Origin of the sequence: Proteus sp. G2674, from assembly GCF_009915195.1 — a bacterium.
In the GTDB taxonomy this organism is placed as follows: domain Bacteria; phylum Pseudomonadota; class Gammaproteobacteria; order Enterobacterales; family Enterobacteriaceae; genus Proteus; species Proteus mirabilis.
This window is the reverse complement of sequence record NZ_JAABLS010000034.1, coordinates 1-21,231: the sequence shown is the minus strand read 5'-3', so window position 1 is coordinate 21,231 and position 21,231 is coordinate 1. Positions and strand designations below refer to the sequence as shown.

Here is a 21,231-nt window from a genome sequence, read left to right as displayed (position 1 = left end):
ATTATCTATTTCCTGATACTGCTTTAATGATCTTGTACAAATCACCACCTTCTCGCCCTTCACTAATAAAAAGGCTTTTAACTTTATTCTTTAACGATTGCTCAGCAGCTCTCACATCTATATTTGGCATTGCACTTTGTTGCTGTTCGGTTTCAATCTTGACGCCGCTCATATCAATTGTCACATTCACCCCACCACCAGCAATTTGAGGATTGCGAGCGATAAATGCTGTTGGCTGTGTAACCGACATTGGCGCAGAACCACCGACATGACCACCTGAAGCATAACCTCTCTTTCCTGCATCCATTAGTCGATAGAGATTATCTACACCTAATCGTTGCGTTGCTTCCTTGGTAAAGACGAACTCGCCTTTATGCACTACGCCAGCGGGGTCATATTTACCACCACCGCCTGTATAACCACCACTTGCAAACCCAAAGAAATTACCTACCGCATTACCACCAAATGCCGCTTTCATAGCATTTAGCATAGCCATCTGCATTAACATCTTGGTGGTCATTTCTAAGAATGAGCGAGTGAAGTCAGCAAAATTAGCTTTGCCCGTCAATACAAAATCAGAGAGACTGTTACTCATGCCTTGGAATGCTGATTGACTAATTTGAGCTACGTTACCGTAAACGTTTGTTGCCTGTTCTTGGAATTCAGCAAAGCCTTTCTTGACGCCTAACTCCCAGTTAGCACGAATAGAGTCTTCCTTAGCATAATACTCCTCTAAGGCTTTTCTCTCGTCTGGTGATTTAGCTTTCTCTAGTGCAATGTCTCGTTGATACATGCGGTCAGACTTACCAGCTCCCAACTCTAAGGCGCGACTTCTGGCATTAATTTCTTCAACACGTTTAAGTTGTTTATCTAACTCACGATTATGTAACTCCTGAAGCTTAACCTCATCACCAGCTATGGCCAATGCTTCTTGAGAAGCAAGAATGTAGTCCTTTTTAGCAAGCAACGCCTTTTCGTCCTTGGTTAACTGTCTTGTTTTCTGAGCCTCCTCAAGGATTGATATTTTCGCTTCCATATCCCAAAGTTTTTTACGCTCAGAGCTAATCACATCACTGACTGTTTTATGCTCTTTTAGCACCTTTAATTGTGCTTGTAGGGATAATAGGGCTTGATTTGCTGATTCATCTACTCTAGTACCATAATCTGGTCGGTAGGTTGGGGTTTTACCTTTACCTTTGGCTTTTTCTTTCTCGTAACGCTCTTTCTCTCGGCGGATGGCTTCATCTTTTGCAGCTTGAGATGCATCCGCATTATTTATTATCTCCTTGAGTAGTCTTTGGTGCTTTTCCTCTGCGGTTTCGTATTGTCGCTTTAATTCTTGATCGGCTCTAAATTGCGCCTTTTTACGCTCTTCCTCATCTCTTGCGGCTTTTTCACTTGCATTTTTTATAGCGATTTGAGTCTGTTTTTCTTTTAATAGAGCGAGTTTACTTTTAACTTCATCTGGCATTAATCCAGTCTTGTTATAATACAGCCCCTTGGAGGCAGGGTTTATTTGAAACTCAATCAGAGCTTCTTCATACTCTTTGATTTGCTGCTCTAGAGTATTCTCTCTGCCGATGTCTAGCATTGCATCCCATGCGCTACTAGCCATGTTTTTAACCCCTTCCCACGCTCTCTCAAGGTGGCCTAGATTTTCCTTTATCTGTTTGGTTCGCTCATCCATAGCATTGGCATATGATTCCATAGCCATTTTAGCCGCTTCTTGCTCTTTTCCTTGCGTCTGAAGTGTGGTTATTTGTTCTAATTGGGTAGCAGTTAAAAAATGTAATGATTTATCTAATTCAGTGACTGCTTTAACTGGATCTTCTTGCAATCTCTGAAATTGCTTTATTGTCTCATCAACCGATTGACCAACGGCTTTTTCCATAGCAGCAGCGGTTTTAGATACCATGTCAACATCTCGGCCCAAGAAAGCACCAGAGCCAACTACTTTTGAAATAGTATCAGCCATTCCATACTGAGTTATCCCATTCCCCGATAAGCTTCTAGCCAAAGCATCCAGCTGTGCAGCTGTTCTTCCTGCATAACCACCAGTAAGAATTAACTGCTTATTATACTCGCCAAATTCTTGCGACCCTTTATACGCGGCTAACGCCACAGCTGCCGCAGCACCAGCAAAACCAAACATAGCAACTCTTGCAGGGGTAATAAGTGATGCTAACGCTTTTAGTGAGTTACCGACACCACCAAATGAGTCCTTTATTTGCCCCCCTTGTTGTATCATCACCATCCAAACAGGCATTCCTGATGCTAATGACGTAACAATATCTGTCATTTGGGCTGGTAGTTGTCGCATAGCGTTTCGATATTGACCAATAGTGATTGAGCCATTTAAGAATGCTTTTTCTTGCTCTTTTAGCTTGTTGATCATCGGCGCGGCTTGTTGCGACACGCCAAGTTGAGCCGCTTTTAGCTCTAAAATCTCTGTCCTCGTTTTTCCTATAATTTCAGTTTGATTTTTCAGTGAATTTAAAAAATCATCAGCAGCTTGCTTGGCTCTATTTGTTGCTGCCTCTTGAGCTAACAACGCCCGCCCTTCAGCAGTAAGGGACATATTAACTCGTGTTAATTTATCTCTAGTCTGTTCAAGTATGGCGTTATAGTCTGCAAACTGATCCTTTGGTAATATCCCTTTTTTATTTGCCTCTATTAATTTTTGAGTGGCTTTATCAAGCGCATCAAATGCTTTATTGGTTGGATTTATTGAATTTAATAAGTCATCAAGTTCTTTCTTTTGCCTCTTTATCGCGTCGGCTGCTCTCTTTTGATGATCAACCCCTCTATTAAACTGGTCATTTAAATTTCGCGAAGAACCGCTTACCTTTTCTGCCGTATCGCCGAATTCCTTTAACTTTTGTGTGCCACGCTCCAGATCTGACGTATCAGCCTTTAATGATATTGTTGCTATATCTGCCATTTAATTTCCTCCAGATATAAAAAAACCACCCGAAGGTGGCTTGTCTATTTTCGATAAAGTTACTTTTGACTATAAATATTTATTCTTGGCGAATAATCCATGAATATCTCATATCCATTTTTATTTGGTTTTGTAAGAAGAATCATAGTCAGAAATTCATCATCACTCGCTAACCACATGTGAGTATTCCCCTCTGTGTCTTCATCGGCTTTTCTAGCTAAATTAACCTCTTTCACAAAGTCATTTTTATTAACTTTTACATTACTAACTTCAACATAAATAGGGAATTTCCCATCTATGCACACACTAGCCTTTCCTACCGCCTTTACTTTTATCCCAAATGAAAAATCATTAATGTCATAGCAAACACTCCCTCTATCATTTTTATAAGTATTACTAGGAATATTTGGTAATTCTTTTGTGAAATCAATGGAACCTAAGGATGTTAAATATTCTCCTGTTTTTTCAATTCCCGTCCATTTAAATCCTGATGTATCATACTTATACTGTGCGCTACCTTTTCTGAATATTGGTATCTCAACATACATAACATCTGATAACCTTAATGTTTCCGCAACCTCATTAGAGTTAATGAAAAAAGCAAGGTTCCTTTCATCATTAAGTCTAACAAATACACTTTTCACCGCGCCATTGCCATACCTTACCGCTATTTTGCATAGATTGGGGTTGTCGCAATCAAATCTGCCACTGAGTAAGTGTAAGCCAGCTAAACTCGACGTGGAATTATTATCGCTGGATAAGAGAAGTAACAACTCGTTATCTATATCTTTATTTATTGGCATTGATTGAAGCGATGCCGTATAGCTTTCAGATCCCCTCATCTCATCAAAATGTTTTTTGTATTCCCATTCAGCAATGGCATTTGAACCAATCAACAACAACGCTACACCAAGTAATAACTTCTTCATCCCGTCCTCTCAGTTCTTTATTTAGTTTTCTTAATGTTAGCTGAGTGTAGTCGCAAATTGAAGCAAACAAAAAACCTGCCGAAGCATGTTTATAGAATTATGATACCAATTCTGATGAGAACAATCTTTCTAAAAACTTTTTATTTATTAAATATTCTATATTTTCATTTAGATATAAAAATGAATACTTTATGTCTTCTTTATTATTAATTAGCAAAAAATTATCTAGTGACGACTGCACTGAAACGAGGTCATTACATAGATTTCTGCTTTTTTTCTTTTCAAAAATCTTGGATGAATCAATGTATTTATAGCTTTTTGATACATCAATATCAGCCTTGACATTGTTATGAACGTAATTACATGCATCAGAATATACCCTAGTAAGTGCGCTAACACCGTCTACACCTTTATATCTTTCTTTAAACTCACTGAACATCCTTGTAACACCGATCTCATCATCATTATCTTTGTTCAACAAGAATCTAATTGAATTTTCAATGCATGACCTTATATTAAAATAAAAGTATCTATCTTCATTTTTTTTTATTGCTGAAATACAACCTAAAAAATCATAGATGACGCTTAATAAGTGTCTATTACCTCTCAAAGATTTTTCGTGAATTATCTTCAAAAAAATAGACTTTTTTACCGCTGATATTAACGAGTCAACAACATATTGGTCAGGAATTACTTTTAGGTCTTCTTTGAACTTGGACACTGTTCCCAACACGTTGTAAGGGTCAATAGTAAGGAAGTTACTCACCCCTAAACCCCTTTATCCACTTTGAGATACTTTCTGTTGTAGTATTTTTACCTTTTCTCTTTTTATTTTCTTTCTTTTTCGCTTCTAAAGCGATATCGTTGATTGGCAGCTGATCTAGCTTTTCATAAATGATATTGACAACAGTATTTTTAGCTGTGAAATGATTTCCATCAGAATATTTTCTAACTATATCTTTCGCAAGCCTAGAGAACATAAGGGTTCTTGAGGATACAACGTATCTTTTATATTCTATCTTAAATGCATCTTTAATAAATTCACTCAATTCAAAATTCGACTTAAAAATTTCTTTGGAAAATATTACTAAAGATAGAAACCCGATCATAAACTCAAGCGATTCAGAATCTTTTAGTTCCATTAATTTCTTTTTAGTTATTAATTTATTCTGATTCATCATCAACCTCTTTAAGCTTAGCCTCGAGTTCCGTACATATTCTATCAATGATTTCTTTAGACTGAGAATACGCTGACGCAAAATTTAATTGCTGACCAACCTGTAAATCCCTAACCTTTGAAAAATGATTCTTGAAGAAATATAGATCCCTGATTCCTTTTTCGGTTTCTATAGCCGTCTTAATTGCTCTGGTCTTCTTGGTCAATCTTTTTGGTGCAGTATCGGTATAAATAACACCCAACGGCTTTATTGTAAGTCTTTGATCTCTAGCCAGCTTAGAAACAATTGATAGCAAATTGTTACTCCCTAATACTGAATACTGATCTATTCTCATTGGCATTATATAATGTGTAGATGCCATTATGGACGCTTCGGTATACATCGAAATGGTAGGCGGACAATCAATAAAAATATAGTCGTAGATTTCTCTTAACTTATTGTCTTCAATGAAATTTCTTATCCTAATCAATCTAATTGTATCTACCGTGTTATGCTCAAACATTATGTTTATATCACCAGGGATTATATCTAGATTTGGATATACACTGTAAATAACATCTTCTTTTTTTAATACTGCATCTTCATCATATATAGAAGCATTTACTTCAAATATTCTCTTGATTGTCTTTCTTTGTTTTACTAAAGATAAGTACTCACTTATTTTATCATGCTTACCCATAAAAGATTGTGTTGCATTAAACTGAGGATCAATATCTATTATTAATACTTTTTTATCCTTATAGTTTGCTAAATACTCACCAATACTAATACATAGAGTGGTCTTTCCCACCCCACCCTTCATATTAATAAAGCTAATTACAGGCGCATTCATGTGCAAGCTCCAAAGAAAATATCAAAATATATTACAGGCACTAAAAAATTTTACATTCCTGTTTTTTATACAGTAACAACAAAATAAAATGTGATATTAGTCACTTTTTACCCTCATTCATCTTCTTGATAGTTTCCATGAACAGTTCTTTGAACTTTTCAGGATCAAGCTGTGACAACTCGTTTAAGTTTTTAGGGGTGTTATCCTCATCCACGGCAGACTGAAGAATCATAACCATTTCAGCATTAAGAGATCGCCCATTCTTACTTGCCCTTTGCATTAACTTTTCCTTCAGAGTATCAGGCATTCTAAGGCTATAAGGCGTTATATCTCTTATTCTCGTATTTTTTTGTGACATACAACCACCAGTAAAGTCATTGTGATATCACAATATAGTCAATTATTCGTTGACTATATAGATTCACATTGATATCTTTGTGATGTCACATAGACACATAAAAGGATGAAGATATGAATACCAATAAAAAAACAGGAAAATTTCAACTCAGATTAACAGAGGTGTTAAAAAGTAAAGTGGTAGAACTCTCAGCGAAAGATGGTATTTCGCAAAACTCAATAGTTAATCAAGCGATAGCTTGGTATGTGAAAGAAAGAGAAAAACGTGTCAACTAAAACAGCGAAGCCCCAACTATTTGCGGTAGCTAGGGCTTCTAATTTGTCAGAAACTACGGAGTAACCGACATGACTAGTGTATCAACAATTAACGTACCTTTCCACGGTAACAACCTGTATGTAGTAAATTTCAACGGCGAACCATATGTACCAATGAAGCCAATAGTTGAAGGCATGGGGTTAACTTGGCAATCTCAATTTGAAAAGCTAAAACAAAGGTTTAGTAAAGGGATCACGGAAATCGTGATACCTTTAAAAGGCGGTGAGCAATCAATGCTTTGCCTAGCTCTCCGTAAACTTGCAGGCTGGCTTCACACTATCAGCCCTAACAAAGTCAAACCAGAGATCCGCGATAAAGTAATCAAGTATCAAGAAGAGTGTGACGACGTACTTTATGAATATTGGACTACTGGTGAAGTTAAGAAAAAACACAAATCAACTGTTCAAGAACGCAACCCATTAAAGAATGCTGTTAATCTACTGGTTAGTAAGAAAGGCATTATGTACCCAGAAGCCTATTCTCTTGTTCACCAGAAATTTAATGTTAGTAGCATTGAAGAGCTAACAGCAGATCAGATACCCGATGCGGTTGAGTATATTCACAAGTTCGTTCTTGAGGGTGAATACATTCCTAAACAGGAAGAAAATATACTTTTTGAGCCAAATCAAAACTCAATCACTGTAACCATACCCAAAGAGGGAAGATGGTTGGTTTCTTATAAAAATGAAAAGCAACAAGTAGTTAGCGTTGATGGTCATAACGTTGTCAGTGTTGAATACATTCAAAAATTACAACGTGACTCTAATGCGCTTATTGAGTTACTGCAAAACTTCCGTCTACGCACCCAAGTTATGCAAGGTGAGAAAAGCGGAGATATTTTAAACACTCCGTTAATTGCATAACAATAGTAGTAACGCCCAAGGACGGGCTATCAATTCTAACGATTCGTTATAATCAAACTATATCAATAAATTACACAAGATAAGTTTTACAACTTTTGTGTAAAACCCTTTAGGAGTCGCTCAATATTTGAACTACAAAACTTTTGTAGTTACCTACAATTATTTTGTAGGTCGGTCATTTCAATTTAGAACAATCAAACAATATCAATAATTTGAGATATTCAGGCAACAAAAAACCCACCGGAGTGGGTTAGTTTGAATCTGTTTCTGATTTCTTTTTTATCTCTTTTTCTTTTGCTACTTCTTGAAATACATTGTATGTGTTGACGTTAAATAACGAAAATGACTCTATTTGCTCATAAGGTAAGACATGTCTAAACTGGAATACTGATAACGGCTCTGAGCTGAAGTTTATTCCTTGTTGCGCGTAGTGATCTGTGTAGTTGTGCTCAACATGGAATGTTAATGTATCTTTCTCTCTATATCCTGACATGAACGGTATTAACACTAGCGTATTGATATCCATTCCTTCAAACCTGATGCCATCAACCATTCCAACATAAACCTTTCTAGACTTGAGAGTCACAAAAACCAGTAAGCCATCATCCATTCTTTCAAATGACTCCAGTAGCAAACTTTCAATGGCGTAAACTTTTGCTACTTCCCTAAAGTCTTCCATTCTCTTTTGTAGGGATTGATTTCTTTTTTTAACATCAGCAGTCTTTCCGATAGATATCAAAACAGTAAAAGATAACCACAAGATAGTCCAAAAACTCATACCAGAAACTCTGATATTGAAAATAGAGTCTACAAATGTGAAAGGCTCATACCAACCAAAAAGATAAGATGGCGCATTCAATATATACATAATAATATAAAGGCCAATGGCAACCACAACAGATGCCATCAGCCCTTGTATTAAAAACTCACCGCCTTTGAGCGCTACAAAAAAGTACGCGTTCCAACCAACAGAATTATTCAGTTTATATCTTGACGGCAAATGATTATCTACATAGTTATAGCCACAAACCAAGACGAGAACAATTACAGCAGCCCACACTAAGAATTACCGCCCTTTTGTTGACTGTAATTTTTCTATGTTGTCTTTAAAAGCCTTCTGGACAACTATACTGTTAGGATTTAGTGATATCGAACCATCACGACCAACAAAGAAATTATCTTTATTGTCTAAAGCCTCTTTTTCGTCTTTAGATTTCTGATCGTTACCACCAATAATTGGATTGGTTATTTTTTCAACTGAGAGAATTACACGAAGAAATTCTCGAATTAACTTTTTCATAATCCCCTCCGTTATTATTTTGTAAGTGAAATGACTATACAATGTGTATAGCTATATTTTTATGATATCAGAAAGGTATCACTTGTCCATAACTTGATCCACATTTTATTTACTAGGTCAAGCTTTAAGCCAAACTAATTACTATGTGCTGCATTCTTGCTCGCAGCCTCCCTTTATCCTCTCTTCCTACTCACCAACCGGCGTTTACCACTGATCAGCTCATTATTATGACCTTTTATGCATTACCTCTAACGCCTTAGCTTCCATAATGCGGATATCGCTAAAAACGGTCGCTCTATCTTTGATGTTGAGTAAGTCCATTATTTGGTTTAATGGGTTGTAATCCAAGCCAGTAATACCATTCATACCTACGCGCCACTGTGTATTCATGGCTGAAAATACTTGATACGAATCCCAAACATCAGGCCACACCTCAACATCATCAATGTCAGGCGGAAAGCCAAAAGCTCGCTCGAACTCAGCCGATTCTTTTGAACTCATTCCGCCATACATCGCCTCGGCGACCGTTAGGAGTTTTTTTCGCGGTTACCTAGCAGCTCGTTGTAATATGTTGATGAAATAGCACGAGAGGCTGAAGGGTAGTTATCTAACAATATGTTTAAATTTTCTTTGTTATATGGCTCTTCGATCGCCCAGTCAGCAATAATCTGCTCAAAGAACTCAGAAATCGGTTTTTCTCGCATTCCATCAAGCTCACTTACTGAGTGATGTTTAAATGTGAATGTAACTACTTCTGGCTTTTCTTTGCCGGCAACAGGAATTTTAACGTTAGCTTTGAAGGTTGGATTTGGGACGAGTGTAAATTTAGGCATTATTAGTCCTTAAAAAGCCCCTGACTCGGGGCTGTTGTGAGTATTTATTGATTAAGATGCGTTGGTATAAATCTGCATTTCAGATTTAAGTGAGAATCGCGCTGTTACGTTTTCAACTTCGTTGATAGCAGTGTTTGGCACACGCTGGAATGAAATTGAAGCTGTGTAATAGCGATCTTCTTCTGCGCGTTTATTGAAGAATCGGATTGCAGTAACTTGCTTACTGTCGTCCAATTTTGTTAGCAATTTACGGATAGGCAGCTTAGCATCGTGAGCAAAGGTATAAACCTGTACAACACCATTTTTATAGGTATCGATAGTTTCTGCCTGCTCATCTTCAAGAAATTGAACCTCTTGAGTTTGCTGTTCCCCACCTTCTGTAGAAAGTGTCATTACCTGTGGCATGACTTCCCATGACAATACTTTCTTTAATGTTCCTGTACCGCCACCAGCAGGAAACACATTTTTATCACTTGTATCGACACCTTCTAAGGTGATTTTAGATTCAGCGACACTTGCAACACGGAAAGCACCCGAAGCTTTTTTCCAGCCAGATGTAACATGAACAATATCGCCTTTAGCAATGTCACCCACATCATCAACTGTTAGTACGGCTTCTTCGGCATTAGTTGCCTCGGTAATTTTAATTTCGTCATCGTATTTACTTGCGACGTAAACACGCGACCCATTAGGAATGTTATAGGCCATTGTTAACCTCTATTTTAGGTATAAAAAAACCGCAATTAAGCGGTGTTATCGGATTGCATTACATCGATAGGATGCACGAATAGGAATGGTATAATTTGTTTCATCTGAAATTGGAGGGAACTGGCTAGGCTCTCCGTTAATGTAGATACCCTCCCCTAATGTTAATCCATTTTCTAATCTGTTTTTAACGTCATCAGCAATAGTTGATATCTTAGCGTCCCCACCCCCTACTTTCCCAACTACGTTAATTTGGATAACACCACGATAAACAGGCATATCCAGAGATAACCCGATGTTATCCGTTTCTGCTGGCATGACATGGAGTTGAAGATAGGGATCGTTAATATCATTAAAAGGAAGATTGGGCCATGCGATTTTAAGATTTAAATCCTTGCCAATGCTCGCCACCAGCTTTCGTATTTCAGTATTAATTGTCGACTGATTCATGATTTAGTTTCCGATACGGCAGAGTTGAAAAACTGACTAAATTCCTCAGCAGTCACAGCAACCATACCGTTAGGTGCTTGTTTCGAATGCCCCATTTCAAGGCGGTAAGCATAAGGCACATTGTTTGTGAAATAGATAGCTTTCATTCCTACCTTAAATTGTTCAATAACAACGTTGCCTAACGCCTTTGTCATATTGCCTGACTTATCTATGCGCCCCGTCTCGCCTTCCGCTGGGGCATCAAATGACACCTGCCAATTACCTCTAAACCGCCCCCCTGTATAACCAGGAGGAACATAAATATCCATAGAGTCATTAACACGAACACGCTTTTTTAATTGACGTCGCTTTGGTGTTAAATTATTAGGATCTTGTTTTAGATATTCATTATGTTCAAAAACTGCTTTATTGTAGTTTGAGGCAACCCTATTAACTTCCCATAATTCAGGATTTCCAACAGGTGACATATCAACAAGCTTCGCTAATATTTTAAACCCTGTATTTTTGACAACCGTTTCAATATTTGCGTTAGATTTGTCGATAAAGATATTAATCGACTTCATGAACTGATCTGACATGTCACGCCCTCAGTTGAGACTGATAGCAGATAATAATATCAGCGGGTTTAACAGGGTTCGGTTCATGAACGCGCAACCAAACGCCATCGACAAGCACCTTATCCCCTTTCTGAATATCAATATCTGGAGGAAGTATCATTTTAATATCCGTAGAGAGAATAAGCGTGCCATCGATTTCGTAAGGTTTATATTGCGTTTTTACCCCGACAACAGAAAATAACGTTTCTAGCTCAAAGTGTTCCTGCCCCTCATCATCAACCCAATGCTTACCATCACGCTTAGCCTGATAGGAAACGCCATATTTTTTCAACATCCTTAATGCTGTACTCTGCCCACGTTGATAAATGTTCATGGCTACCTCATTGCAAATGTATTAATGGCAAATCCATCCGAGACATCAATCAAGCCAGACAATAAACCTTTTAACCAAGGAAAGTTTGGTGCGCCAGTATTAGTGCCTTCGGCATATTGCACAGTAATAGCGCCCTCAATTCGCTCTGAGGTGATTTCAGCGCCTAACGTGGGCTGTAGGTCATTTTCTACTGATTCAATCGCTAAACGGCATTGAGCTTGGATTAATTGCTTTGGTATCTGATCGCTTGGGATGGCAACACCGTCGCGAGATAGCCCTGAGCGAGGGAAAGATAAAGGTTGATTTAGGTTAGTTCGTTTACCTAACCATTTTTGCGATTCAAGATAATCCATCGCCGTAATTAGTAATGCCTCTAGTCCACTATCTGCCAAAGTGATATTTCTATCCTCAGCGTATTTCTTCAAATCATCCACACTTGCGTAGCTATTAAATATTGGAGAGTTCTTATCAGGATCAATCATGCTCACCTCAAAAAAAAGAGGGGCACAAAGCCCCTTAAATTACTCGTCTGGAGAAGTTTTTTCTGTGAATGTAATTGCATCAGTATTTTGTGCAACACCATCAACAGTGGCTGTGACAATAAATTCACCCTGTGAATCAGAAGTTAATTTCACTGTCGCACCACCAGCTTTGCCCGTCTTAGATGAAGTAACGCTTAATTTGCCACCTGTTGTAGACCAATTAACGGTAGCTCCTTCGACTGGAGAGCTGCCCTTGGTGTAATTAAGAGTGATCGTTACTGTATCTGTACTGTCAGCGATAGCGGACGTTTTATCCGCTGACAGGGTTACTTTCCCTCTTCGGCAGTCAGTTTAATCATGACGCCAGCGGTTAATTTGTTGCTAGTGAAATGCTTCTTCCAGTTACCTGCGGTGCCTAACTGTGTTAAATCAGGGTTTTTTCCTTTTGATTCATCCCAGCTATAGCCCAGAACGCCAACGTTAACCACGCCTTCACCACGATAACCAACTTCCAAGTTCTCCTTGTCATTGATTTCATAAGATCGGAAAGTCGGCTCTTGGGATTCAGTGATAGTCACAGCACCCGGCACTAAACCAAAGATGGCATCTACTGGCGCTGTATCCGTTACCAGCACAGGCTTACCTAATGTGCCTGGCTGTCCACCGTAGATAACCACACCCGCTTCTTCATACACTTTGTTGTCAATGGCCTGATCAACAATATCGAAGTAGGTGGTTGAGTGCATAACAAACAGATTTACGCGGTTGAACTTATCACCATATCTGCGTAAACCTTTGGTCAGTGTTTTCTTGCCATCTGTCGCAATATCCGCAGTCACCACCATTTCTTTGTTATTGCCAATAGCGGCACCTAAAGCAGCTAAAGAGTATTTGATATAACCCTCTAGTGAAGCATCTGCCGCATCGGTACCCACTAACTCAGAGAACTCCGATACATCACGGCCACGGCGTTTAAATGCTTCTTCTGTCGTTGCATAAGGACCATATTTCCAAGGTGCTTTTACATCAACAGATTCGCCCGCGCCGATTTTTTTGTTCTCTACAGATGCTGTGGAGTTTACATCACGATGCTCAATCGAACCGCCGATCTGATAAAATGCACGCTTACGGAAGTCCCCCTCAATAAAAAGGTTATCCAGCACAATTGCGCCGTTTGATGCCTGATTAAATACTGCTAAATTATCTTGACGGCGTTCTAAAAACGCAGTTTGTGCTAAATCGTTATAAATTACTAAATCATTATTAGTCATCGTAGCCATTACTTATATTTCCTTACTCTTTTGGAAGTTTTAAATATGCGTCACGCCCGTATCGGCGAATATAATCAGCCTTGTCACTGGCGGACATTTGAGAACGTTTAAAATGTGCACCACCTTGTTTATGTTTCCCTGCATCTGTACCAGAGGCTGCGGGGAATAAGTGAGGAGCACTTTCTTTTAGGGATTCAATCCATTCAATAGGTGATAATGGCGTGCGACCATCTTTGCCCATGATTGGATTGCCATCTTCATCAACGGCTACGGCCTGACCTTCATCGTTGATCTGAAAAATGCCTTTGGCACGTAAAATTAAATCTTCTTGAGCGCTGGTTAATGCACCCGCTTTCCCTGCTGCAAAACGAATTTCATCGCCTAACACACGAGCACGGAATTTATTTGCAAACGCCTCTGCCTTTTCAGCTTTAGAGCTTGCTTCTTTTAACTTCTTGTCGAAATCACCACGCAAACGCTCAGTGCGCTTATTGAGAACCTCGTCAATCTTGCCATCAGCAATGAGCTTGGCTTCTTCGTCATTCTCAAAGCGTTTAAGCATGCCCTTCACAGTGTCTGGGTCAATGCCTTCAAAACGTTTCAGGTTATCGCCTTGCTCTTTGAGCTTGCCTAGCAACTCACTGTTTTTAGCCTTTAGCCCTGAAACCTGCTGGTCGATAATAGCTTGAATTTCTGGAGTGATTTCCGGTGTTCCACCACCTCCACCTTGCGAACCATCATCAGCCTGTGAATAATATTTGCGTTCGATATTCATAAATAACATGTGATTCCCCTTGGGATTAGATGCGCCTAGCGCGTTGTAATAACTCAGCCCTGAGCTGAGTTTAGGTAATAAAAAAGGCCACCGAGGTGACCTTGTTAAATGGTTTATTGATTAGCTATATCCAGCCTCTCTAAATGCATGCCCATCTATCTCTCTAAGTCGCTCTAGTGAAATAAACTCTCCCTTATCGGTATAAAACTCAGAAGGATGCATACCGCCCTCTTTCATTAGTCTGAATCGCGTTTCTCCGAAAACTTGACGCTGTCGCCATTCAGGTTGCCGTTGTATCCAATCAAGAAAATTGGTATCTGCTGGCACCTGCCCGTCCATTGAGGCACGAGTTCCTGCGTCCATCTCATCTAAATCGATACCTAATTCACGCCACGATTTGGTAACCAGCGTTTCTGTTGAGCGGCAATTGAAGTGGATTTTTCCGGGGCCTTGTAGATAAGGAACTTTATGACCAATAGGCTTACCTTCCAGCGTGTATCTCAACCTATCCCGAATAATGCAATCGTGAGATGTTTTATTATCGAGGGTAGATAACCATTGTTTACAATCAAGAATGTCTTTATTGGCATCAGCAAACTGATCTCGCGCTGTTGCTTGTAAATGGCTAATGGCCGTTTTAGCTATTGTCGTCGCATTAGCTCGGCTTAGTTGCAATACGCCATCCTTATAACCTTGGTTTGCATGTCCTCTGATTTTACGTCCGATTTCTACCGCACTATCACCATTTAAATAACCATTCCGAACAGCGTTATTTATGCGTGTCATGCGATCTGATTCTAATCCATCAGCCCATTCAGAAAGTAATTTCCCTTGAAATGGGCGAGACATGACTGAGGAAAATAGCATTTCCTCTGTAATGCTCATTAGTGGATATTTGCGTAGAACAACATCAGGTAGTAGAGCATCAAACAGTGATGGGTAGTAGCCAGCCTCATATAATGCATGCGCTCTCATTTCTTCTGTTAACAATGAAAAAGCACTATCAACTGCACGCTTATTAATACTTCTAACGCTGGACAGCAACGACTCCAATCGCCTTGCAGTGAAACTATTAACATCGATGGAGGTATCATCTAAAGACACTATAAGTGAAGCAGTTAATTCAGCATCAAACTCATTAAGTGCCTTTATCATGCGTCTAGCCACCCCTGTAGAATAGCGACCAGAAAACAGGGAGTGAGCAATCAATTCATCCATTAACCGCTCATTCACTGATCTCATGTCTCACCTACCATTGTCGGCTCTTGATTATTAAGCTCATCCACCACCACATCAACATCATCAGCGGGGTCGATAACATCATATTTCTGCAAACTTCTCACTAAGTCAGATTTACGCGTTGCGCCAGATTGCCATGCTGCGACGATTTCACGGATCATCGAACTATCGGCAATGTGATTAACGAGGTCTTTGTTAATCTCAAACGAAATGCCTGCAGTATCTAAACCTAAGTATTCAGCACACCATATTAGCGATTTACTGCATGCATCGGAAACATTAGAGCAACAGATGCTCAGGATAGAGGTTTGTGCGTTCTGTTCACCGACAGACTGAATAACCGTTTTAACTTTGCTATCAGCAGAAACCAATTGAGCACCGAGCGCAACCATATAATCGCGTTTACTGTCCATTGCTTCTTTTGCCAGCATGTTAGGTTGAGCCTGAGCGTAACCAAAGAAACCTTTTTCTGGCAACATAATTGGTGAGCGAGAACCAACCATAACGCCTTTCTTTTCTAGATAGTCACGCCATTCTGTTCCTAGCCCACCTAGATAAGGTTGTATTTGCCCACAGAAGAAAACAGAATCTTCATAATCAGCAGAGTTTCGATAATGCCCTAGGTTGATTTTTGCCAATCCTAGAAGTGGGGCTTCATCAATAGTGTGATCATTATTCTGTGCACCAATAAATGTAAATGGAATTTCATTCCACACACCGTTACCAGCACGCGCAGGTATATACTCAGAAGAAATTTCAAAAACGCTACTTCCACTGGGCTTGCGATAGACACGACAGACAAACTTACCTTCTTCTATCGACAATACACGGTATTGAACCTCATCCTTAAAACCAAACCCGTCCTCTTCTTCCACCGTTTCACGCAATACCACCAGCGTTAACATCGTGCGCCCATTAATACGAGCTGTACGCCAGTTAATGATGTCTTCAGCACGATATTGGAATATGTACGGGAGTTTCGAATCACTGTTGTAATCAACATACAGACCATGCCGACCGACTTCCAATACTGACTCAAGTGAAGACTGAGCCAATTGATAGATACTTGAACCCGCCCCGTCAGCATCGTCTTTTAAACACGACAGCTTTTCGACGACAGCAACTAAGGGATCTTTTTTAAATGCCATCCCTATCATGCCGTTGCGAGTATTGCCCGTTATTGGATAGAACACCGCACGGTCTTGATAATCTTTATTGCGCTTCTTTTTACGCTCACTATCTTGCTCTTCAAGCTCAGGAAGATAGCTTTTTATATCTTCACCACCTCGACAAACAGAGCGCACTAACTCCCACTGAGGAGCAGCCGTTTTATACTCCGGTCGAGTGAAATCTACATTTGTTGTACTCATCAGAAGGTTGTTCCTAGGTTAATTTCGAATGCTGGGCGCTTGGTATTTCTTCTGCTCACCGCAAAATATCTAAATCCATCAGCATCATGTGACGTGTAATCGTGAAGCGGTTTATCTTTCCAACAGCCCCGCTTGTCATCCCACTCTTTGCGATAAGCTTCTAGATGAGCAATGCCTTCACTGCATTTGTGTTCATCGAACACGCAAAGTGGCAGAATTTCACGTACTGCCTCGATACCTTCATCGACTGAAAGCTTTGGCACCACTTCAAATCGGATTGAGTAAATTTGTCCGTCTATTTCGTACCCTTCACGCGCTAATTCACGTCGTGATTTCGCATCAGAACCAAACTCACGGTTATCGATATCATGAGGGCCATTGTGACTTGCATATGTGTAGCCTTTGTCTTTTAACACTTTCATGTAGTGCCGTAGACCTTCACCACTGTTTGAGTAGTGATCAATGACATGGAACTCTTCGCCCACTTCACGGATAAACCAAATTGATGTTGAATCACCGACGCCAATATCCCAGTACGTGTGAACCGGTAAGTGTGAGTTATCAGGAAGTGTGCCAATGCGTTTATTTTCGTACAGGTAGCGGAATTGCTTAGCGTAGTAAGCGCCTTCAACCGATTGTTGGAATGCCTCAGACGGTATTGACGGGTATTCCCGTTTCATATCGTCGCCAAGCGTTTTCTCTTTGGCGTAATACCATGCTTTCTGGCGCTCGTTTAATTGAACACCATGTTTGCTGGCTATCTCATCAAAGTAATCAACTAACCGCTGGGGTAATGGCTCAACAGGGTTAATGGCATACTCTGGATTCTTCCACCATGAGAAGAAAAAGAACTTCCAGTCTAGGTTAGAGAGAGTCTTATTCTGAATTTGCGCTTTCTCAGCAGACTGGCAATAATCGAAGAAATAACCTGCTCGACCCTCCGCTGTGCTTTCAATCGTCGTAAAACAATCGCTTGATACCGCCTCAAATGCGCCAGTGACAATCTCACGGGCTTTCTCTGGATACTTAGCACATATCTTACCGAACTCAGAAACGTGCAAATAACGGAGCGTACCGCCACGAAATGACGTGCTGATATAGAGCGAGCCGCCTTTGCTAAACACCAACTCACCAGCCGCATCATTACTCGCTGGGTTAGCCGCTTTGATTTCATCGGGTAGCTTGTCATAGGCATACTTTATCTTTTCCCTAAATAGCCGCTTAGAATCGTTAAGTGTGTGGGCTATCAATGCACATTTAGCCGCCTCAAATAACGCCGCGTCTAGCTGGATAATGCAGACCTCAGTAGTGAAGCCAAGCTGACGGGCTTTAAGGATAATGTTTCGCGTGTGCATCCCTTCAAAATATTCGAGTTGCTCAGGCGTCATTTTAAATCGAACTGGCTTGCCTTCTTTATTGGTTATCCAGTAGAGGTGATTTAATCGCCAGAGCTTATCTCTCAATAATGCAAGATGTTCTGGCTTCATGATTATTCCTTAGATAAGTCGTCCATTAGTTCTGATAGCTGACTAGCTGTCTTATTCGGCTGAACATCATCAAGGCCGTATGCTTGACGCTCAAGGCCAACTAAATTTTTAAATGTTTCGCTTAATGATTTGGCTGACTTAACGCGCTCAGGCAGGGAGATGATTGAGTGATAAATTTCATTGAGTTTGTCGCGTCCGTTATCATCAGGACTAAACATTAACTCGCCAAGTTTTCTTAAGGCTGGCACATCAGCACATTCAGCAGATAGTTCATCAAATAAGTTGTTGGTTAACTCTCTAGCCCTTCGAATATCGCCTCTATGCTCCATGCGGACATTAGCGATAACCTCGGCATTAGCCTCAATAAGTTGCCGTTCTGAAATAGCCTTTTCGGTGGCAACCAGACTGGCAACCTCCCTTTTGGCAACCAAGTTTTCAGCCCTAGCTTTAACCTTTGCCTTTAGATCTCGCTCCCATCCTTCTTTCTTGGCGCGCTTACTTATCGCCTGATGGGTTATCTCGTATTGAGAGGCTATTTCCCTTATGGACATCACGCCAGCTCGGTAAGCCGACTCGATGGCCTCCCAATCTGGTCTTTTAGCCATATTCATATCCTCAATAACAAATTAAAAAACTCACCGTAGTGAGCTTTGTGATTTGCAATAAAAAACCCGCCGGAGAGGGCTATTGTTAGATAGCAACTCCTCGTCGCCTTAACTCATCAATGATTGCATCAATAGCATCATGGATTACGTCAGTATTGTAGTAAATTGACAAGCCTGATTGATAAATGGTTTCCAGTAACTTGAAGTTATGCTTAAGATTGTTGATCAGCTGATCGGTTGTTTTAGACATTAGAATTCTCCTGTGTCTTTTATAGAGCTTAATTGCTCACCTTTATTTATCCTCACAGGCCTGAAGAATGCCCAAAACACGCTATTTTGGGTCTAATTTATTTAGTATTCTATTTTTGCGCTACCGATTATCCTATTGGTCACATAAGGCTCTTTAGTGGTCATTATGCCTTTGTATGTTGAGCCATCTTTCTTAGTTGCTATTACGTGATATTTTTCAGTCATAGTTAGCTCTTCTTGTGATAGTCTTGTCGTAAGACGATATTGCATTGACATAGAGGGATCATGAGACAGTATCTTTTTGCTTTACTTATACCGTTCACTGTGTGCGCTAATGCAACAGATGAAACCCTGATATTTGAAATGGAGTGCTCTTGGATTAATTACTCCCAAGACGGCACCACCAAAAAAAGTGAGGATAGCCAGATATTTTCTGTTTATAAATCAAATGCAACACAAATCCTCAAGATAGCGCCAGCTAAAAAGAGTAGTCATATGCCATCTCCGACCTATGCTATGAAGGTAAAAGGAGCATACTCATCTCAATTCGGAGTACCTTATTACAAAGAATTCTATTGGATGAGCCACGATACAAGGCTTACATTACTTCGTGGAAATGACACAAAAGTAATAATTGAATCCATATCATCCCCAGGGATGCCTGTGATGGAAGCCACCTGCACCAAGCCTATATATACAGACGACAAAAAGTAACCATTCGCAACCATCATCACGTGTCACTACGTTACTTTGGTCACTTCTAGTCTGTTCCTAACAGTCAAGATATGATCACTCTCCTTAATGGATAAACGACTTATCTAATTGCTGATATATATATTTACTTAAGCTATACTAAGTAATTATCACTATACTTTGATTAATATCCTGTTAGTTTGCCCATGCACCCATGCTGGGCTTTTTTTTATTCCATGCATTCTTGTTTGATATAATCCTGCAACCCTTTAATCATCTGTTCTGACTCTGCAATTCGCTCTCTGAGTAACCAATAATTTCGGATAGCGGTGTCAGTAGGTCGGGCGGTGGTTGCATAAGCCAAGCTGGTGGAGGGAGTGGTTTTGACTTTGGGACACTCGGCTTTGATGTACACCCGCTCTGGATGACGCTCACTAATATCACGCAAGTGACTAATTTCATTCTTAGCATTCGCTAGCTCCTGCGTATATTGAATATCCAACTGATTTAATCGCATTATGCGTGCTTGATAGTCAGTATTAATAGACTTCTGTTCTTCGAGAGCCTCCGTTAGTTCTTTGTTTGTTTCTACTAATAGATTAATTCTGTTAGCTTGCCAATTAATCACCCAATAGCCTCCCACAATAATGCCTACCATCGCAATGACGGCATAGAGTTTTCCGTATTTCATGATTAGTACCGATGATATGAGAGTGCAATCTGACAGCGCTTTTCTAAACTCACTTGGTCTTTAGTACATGAGTTATCAATCAAGAGATAAATGCCACCAGCGACTGTAATGAGTAATGCAAGAATAAAGCCGATAATGATGATTAAAGTTTTCCATGACATAGTGCTGACTCCGCCTCTCGACGACTGACAAGCCCTCGCCAAACCTTTCCACCCGCATATACCCAACGTTTTATTTCTTCACAGGCACCCGCTCTATCACCAGCGTTTAGCTTCTTGAGTAATGTTGAGCGAGCAAATGCGGTTGTACCCACATTAAAAGCAAAGGAATATAAAGCAGCTTTGGTGTAGTCATCGAGTGATACTTTGATTAATGCATCGACTTGCTGTTGTGTCTTAATAAAATCGATTTGTAATAACGCATCACATTCTTGTTGTGTGTATCTCTTGCCTTGAATAATGTCTTTGCCTGTATGTCCATAACAAACAGTTAGAACACCCGCCACATCACGATAAGGTTCATAACGTACACCTTCAAAATGGGCTATTACTACTAACGCGATGGCTGTGGCTCCTGCTGTTGTTACCGCCGCTATTTTCTGTTTGAGAGACATTAAATATCCTTTGGCGCTTTCACCATTAATTCAGCAAGCCTTTTTAGGGTTTCAGTTGGGTTTTGTGGGTCAACATGTCGAACAAGCTCTTCAAATAATTGAGTGCGTTTTCGTTGCTCTCG

Annotated in this window: 29 protein-coding genes; 3 read left to right on the top strand and 26 right to left on the bottom strand. The window is 39.9% G+C overall.

Features of this window, described 5'->3' with window-relative positions; translation table 11 throughout:
• Nucleotide 1 precedes the first annotated feature (1 nt).
• The 6 genes from GWI58_RS14115 to GWI58_RS14090 form a co-directional block, all read right to left on the bottom strand.
• On the bottom strand, nt 2-2,941 hold the full coding sequence (locus tag GWI58_RS14115; protein WP_161769292.1) for a phage tail tape measure protein: 2,940 nt from the start codon (nt 2,939-2,941) through the stop codon (nt 2-4).
• 59 nt (nt 2,942-3,000) lie between these two features.
• Nucleotides 3,001-3,870: a hypothetical protein gene (locus GWI58_RS14110; RefSeq protein WP_046334561.1), complete on the bottom strand. Its 870-nt coding sequence runs from the start codon at nt 3,868-3,870 to the stop codon at nt 3,001-3,003.
• Nucleotides 3,871-3,967: 97 nt separating this feature from the next.
• Nucleotides 3,968-4,636, bottom strand: coding sequence for a hypothetical protein (locus GWI58_RS14105; protein WP_012367639.1), 669 nt, complete (start codon nt 4,634-4,636; stop codon nt 3,968-3,970).
• Nucleotides 4,629-5,048: a hypothetical protein gene (locus tag GWI58_RS14100; RefSeq protein ID WP_012367638.1), complete on the bottom strand. Its 420-nt coding sequence runs from the start codon at nt 5,046-5,048 to the stop codon at nt 4,629-4,631. The genes GWI58_RS14105 and GWI58_RS14100 overlap by 8 nt, the downstream gene beginning before the upstream one ends.
• On the bottom strand, nt 5,035-5,880 hold the full coding sequence (locus tag GWI58_RS14095) for a ParA family protein (protein WP_004245953.1): 846 nt from the start codon (nt 5,878-5,880) through the stop codon (nt 5,035-5,037). Before GWI58_RS14095 ends, GWI58_RS14100 begins: the two co-directional genes overlap by 14 nt.
• Nucleotides 5,881-5,980: 100 nt before the next feature.
• Nucleotides 5,981-6,238 (bottom strand): Arc family DNA-binding protein, encoded by a 258-nt coding sequence (locus tag GWI58_RS14090; RefSeq protein ID WP_012367637.1) that lies wholly within the window; start codon nt 6,236-6,238, stop codon nt 5,981-5,983.
• Between the two features lie 113 nt (nt 6,239-6,351).
• Between GWI58_RS14090 and GWI58_RS14085 the strand changes: the two genes are divergently transcribed.
• Nucleotides 6,352-6,513 carry a toxin-antitoxin system HicB family antitoxin gene (locus tag GWI58_RS14085; RefSeq protein WP_004245955.1) on the top strand — a complete coding sequence of 54 codons (162 nt, stop codon included), beginning with the start codon at nt 6,352-6,354 and terminating at the stop codon, nt 6,511-6,513.
• A gap of 69 nt (nt 6,514-6,582) precedes the next feature.
• Nucleotides 6,583-7,416 (top strand): phage antirepressor N-terminal domain-containing protein, encoded by an 834-nt coding sequence (locus GWI58_RS14080; RefSeq protein WP_036976691.1) that lies wholly within the window; start codon nt 6,583-6,585, stop codon nt 7,414-7,416.
• A gap of 250 nt (nt 7,417-7,666) precedes the next feature.
• Here the strand turns inward: GWI58_RS14080 and GWI58_RS14075 are convergent, their stop codons facing one another.
• The 17 genes from GWI58_RS14075 to GWI58_RS17750 form a co-directional block, all read right to left on the bottom strand.
• Nucleotides 7,667-8,476 (bottom strand): hypothetical protein, encoded by an 810-nt coding sequence (locus GWI58_RS14075; protein WP_012367635.1) that lies wholly within the window; start codon nt 8,474-8,476, stop codon nt 7,667-7,669.
• A 6-nt stretch (nt 8,477-8,482) separates the two neighbouring features.
• Nucleotides 8,483-8,716, bottom strand: a complete 234-nt coding sequence (locus GWI58_RS14070) for a hypothetical protein (RefSeq protein WP_012367634.1) — start codon at nt 8,714-8,716, stop codon at nt 8,483-8,485.
• A gap of 225 nt (nt 8,717-8,941) precedes the next feature.
• Entirely contained in the window at nt 8,942-9,217 is a 276-nt protein-coding gene (locus tag GWI58_RS14065) for a DUF1799 domain-containing protein (protein ID WP_012367633.1), read from the bottom strand.
• Between the two features lie 26 nt (nt 9,218-9,243).
• A complete protein-coding gene (locus GWI58_RS14060; protein ID WP_004245960.1) occupies nt 9,244-9,549 on the bottom strand; it encodes a phage tail assembly chaperone in 306 nt (101 codons plus the stop codon).
• 51 nt (nt 9,550-9,600) lie between these two features.
• A complete protein-coding gene (locus GWI58_RS14055) occupies nt 9,601-10,257 on the bottom strand; it encodes a phage tail protein (RefSeq protein ID WP_004247505.1) in 657 nt (218 codons plus the stop codon).
• A gap of 45 nt (nt 10,258-10,302) precedes the next feature.
• Nucleotides 10,303-10,704: a phage tail terminator-like protein gene (locus GWI58_RS14050; RefSeq protein ID WP_004245963.1), complete on the bottom strand. Its 402-nt coding sequence runs from the start codon at nt 10,702-10,704 to the stop codon at nt 10,303-10,305.
• Nucleotides 10,701-11,282 carry a hypothetical protein gene (locus GWI58_RS14045; RefSeq protein ID WP_004245966.1) on the bottom strand — a complete coding sequence of 194 codons (582 nt, stop codon included), beginning with the start codon at nt 11,280-11,282 and terminating at the stop codon, nt 10,701-10,703. Before GWI58_RS14045 ends, GWI58_RS14050 begins: the two co-directional genes overlap by 4 nt.
• Before the next feature lies 1 nt (nt 11,283).
• The gene (locus GWI58_RS14040) at nt 11,284-11,634 is read right to left on the bottom strand and encodes a hypothetical protein (protein ID WP_036976689.1); all 351 of its coding nucleotides are present in this window, start codon (nt 11,632-11,634) and stop codon (nt 11,284-11,286) included.
• 2 nt (nt 11,635-11,636) lie between these two features.
• Nucleotides 11,637-12,116: a DnaT-like ssDNA-binding protein gene (locus tag GWI58_RS14035; RefSeq protein ID WP_012367632.1), complete on the bottom strand. Its 480-nt coding sequence runs from the start codon at nt 12,114-12,116 to the stop codon at nt 11,637-11,639.
• A gap of 39 nt (nt 12,117-12,155) precedes the next feature.
• Nucleotides 12,156-12,389 (bottom strand): Ig-like domain-containing protein, encoded by a 234-nt coding sequence (locus GWI58_RS14030; RefSeq protein WP_228766817.1) that lies wholly within the window; start codon nt 12,387-12,389, stop codon nt 12,156-12,158.
• A gap of 53 nt (nt 12,390-12,442) precedes the next feature.
• Nucleotides 12,443-13,396, bottom strand: coding sequence for a major capsid protein (locus GWI58_RS14025; RefSeq protein ID WP_012367631.1), 954 nt, complete (start codon nt 13,394-13,396; stop codon nt 12,443-12,445).
• Between the two features lie 13 nt (nt 13,397-13,409).
• Entirely contained in the window at nt 13,410-14,171 is a 762-nt protein-coding gene (locus tag GWI58_RS14020) for a hypothetical protein (protein ID WP_012367630.1), read from the bottom strand.
• A 111-nt stretch (nt 14,172-14,282) separates the two neighbouring features.
• Entirely contained in the window at nt 14,283-15,404 is a 1,122-nt protein-coding gene (locus tag GWI58_RS14015) for a phage minor head protein (RefSeq protein WP_012367629.1), read from the bottom strand.
• Nucleotides 15,401-16,771, bottom strand: a complete 1,371-nt coding sequence (locus tag GWI58_RS14010; RefSeq protein WP_012367628.1) for a DUF4055 domain-containing protein — start codon at nt 16,769-16,771, stop codon at nt 15,401-15,403. Before GWI58_RS14010 ends, GWI58_RS14015 begins: the two co-directional genes overlap by 4 nt.
• Complete coding sequence (locus GWI58_RS14005; RefSeq protein ID WP_036976687.1) at nt 16,771-18,258, bottom strand: hypothetical protein; 1,488 nt, start codon at nt 18,256-18,258, stop codon at nt 16,771-16,773. The genes GWI58_RS14010 and GWI58_RS14005 overlap by 1 nt, the downstream gene beginning before the upstream one ends.
• 2 nt (nt 18,259-18,260) lie before the next feature.
• Nucleotides 18,261-18,863: a hypothetical protein gene (locus tag GWI58_RS14000; protein ID WP_017628804.1), complete on the bottom strand. Its 603-nt coding sequence runs from the start codon at nt 18,861-18,863 to the stop codon at nt 18,261-18,263.
• A gap of 85 nt (nt 18,864-18,948) precedes the next feature.
• On the bottom strand, nt 18,949-19,113 hold the full coding sequence (locus GWI58_RS17750; protein ID WP_164530411.1) for a hypothetical protein: 165 nt from the start codon (nt 19,111-19,113) through the stop codon (nt 18,949-18,951).
• A 284-nt stretch (nt 19,114-19,397) separates the two neighbouring features.
• On the opposite strand from GWI58_RS17750, the gene GWI58_RS13995 reads away from it, so the two are divergent.
• Nucleotides 19,398-19,826, top strand: coding sequence for a hypothetical protein (locus tag GWI58_RS13995; RefSeq protein ID WP_036976683.1), 429 nt, complete (start codon nt 19,398-19,400; stop codon nt 19,824-19,826).
• Between the two features lie 208 nt (nt 19,827-20,034).
• Here the strand turns inward: GWI58_RS13995 and GWI58_RS13990 are convergent, their stop codons facing one another.
• From GWI58_RS13990 to GWI58_RS13985, 3 genes are read right to left on the bottom strand one after another with little or no spacing between them, the layout of a single operon-like run.
• Complete coding sequence (locus GWI58_RS13990) at nt 20,035-20,496, bottom strand: lysis protein (RefSeq protein WP_036907970.1); 462 nt, start codon at nt 20,494-20,496, stop codon at nt 20,035-20,037.
• A 2-nt stretch (nt 20,497-20,498) separates the two neighbouring features.
• Nucleotides 20,499-20,657, bottom strand: a complete 159-nt coding sequence (locus GWI58_RS17745) for a hypothetical protein (RefSeq protein WP_012367623.1) — start codon at nt 20,655-20,657, stop codon at nt 20,499-20,501.
• Nucleotides 20,639-21,109 (bottom strand): lysozyme, encoded by a 471-nt coding sequence (locus GWI58_RS13985; RefSeq protein WP_036976681.1) that lies wholly within the window; start codon nt 21,107-21,109, stop codon nt 20,639-20,641. The genes GWI58_RS17745 and GWI58_RS13985 overlap by 19 nt, the downstream gene beginning before the upstream one ends.
• Between the last annotated feature and the right edge of the window lie 122 nt (nt 21,110-21,231).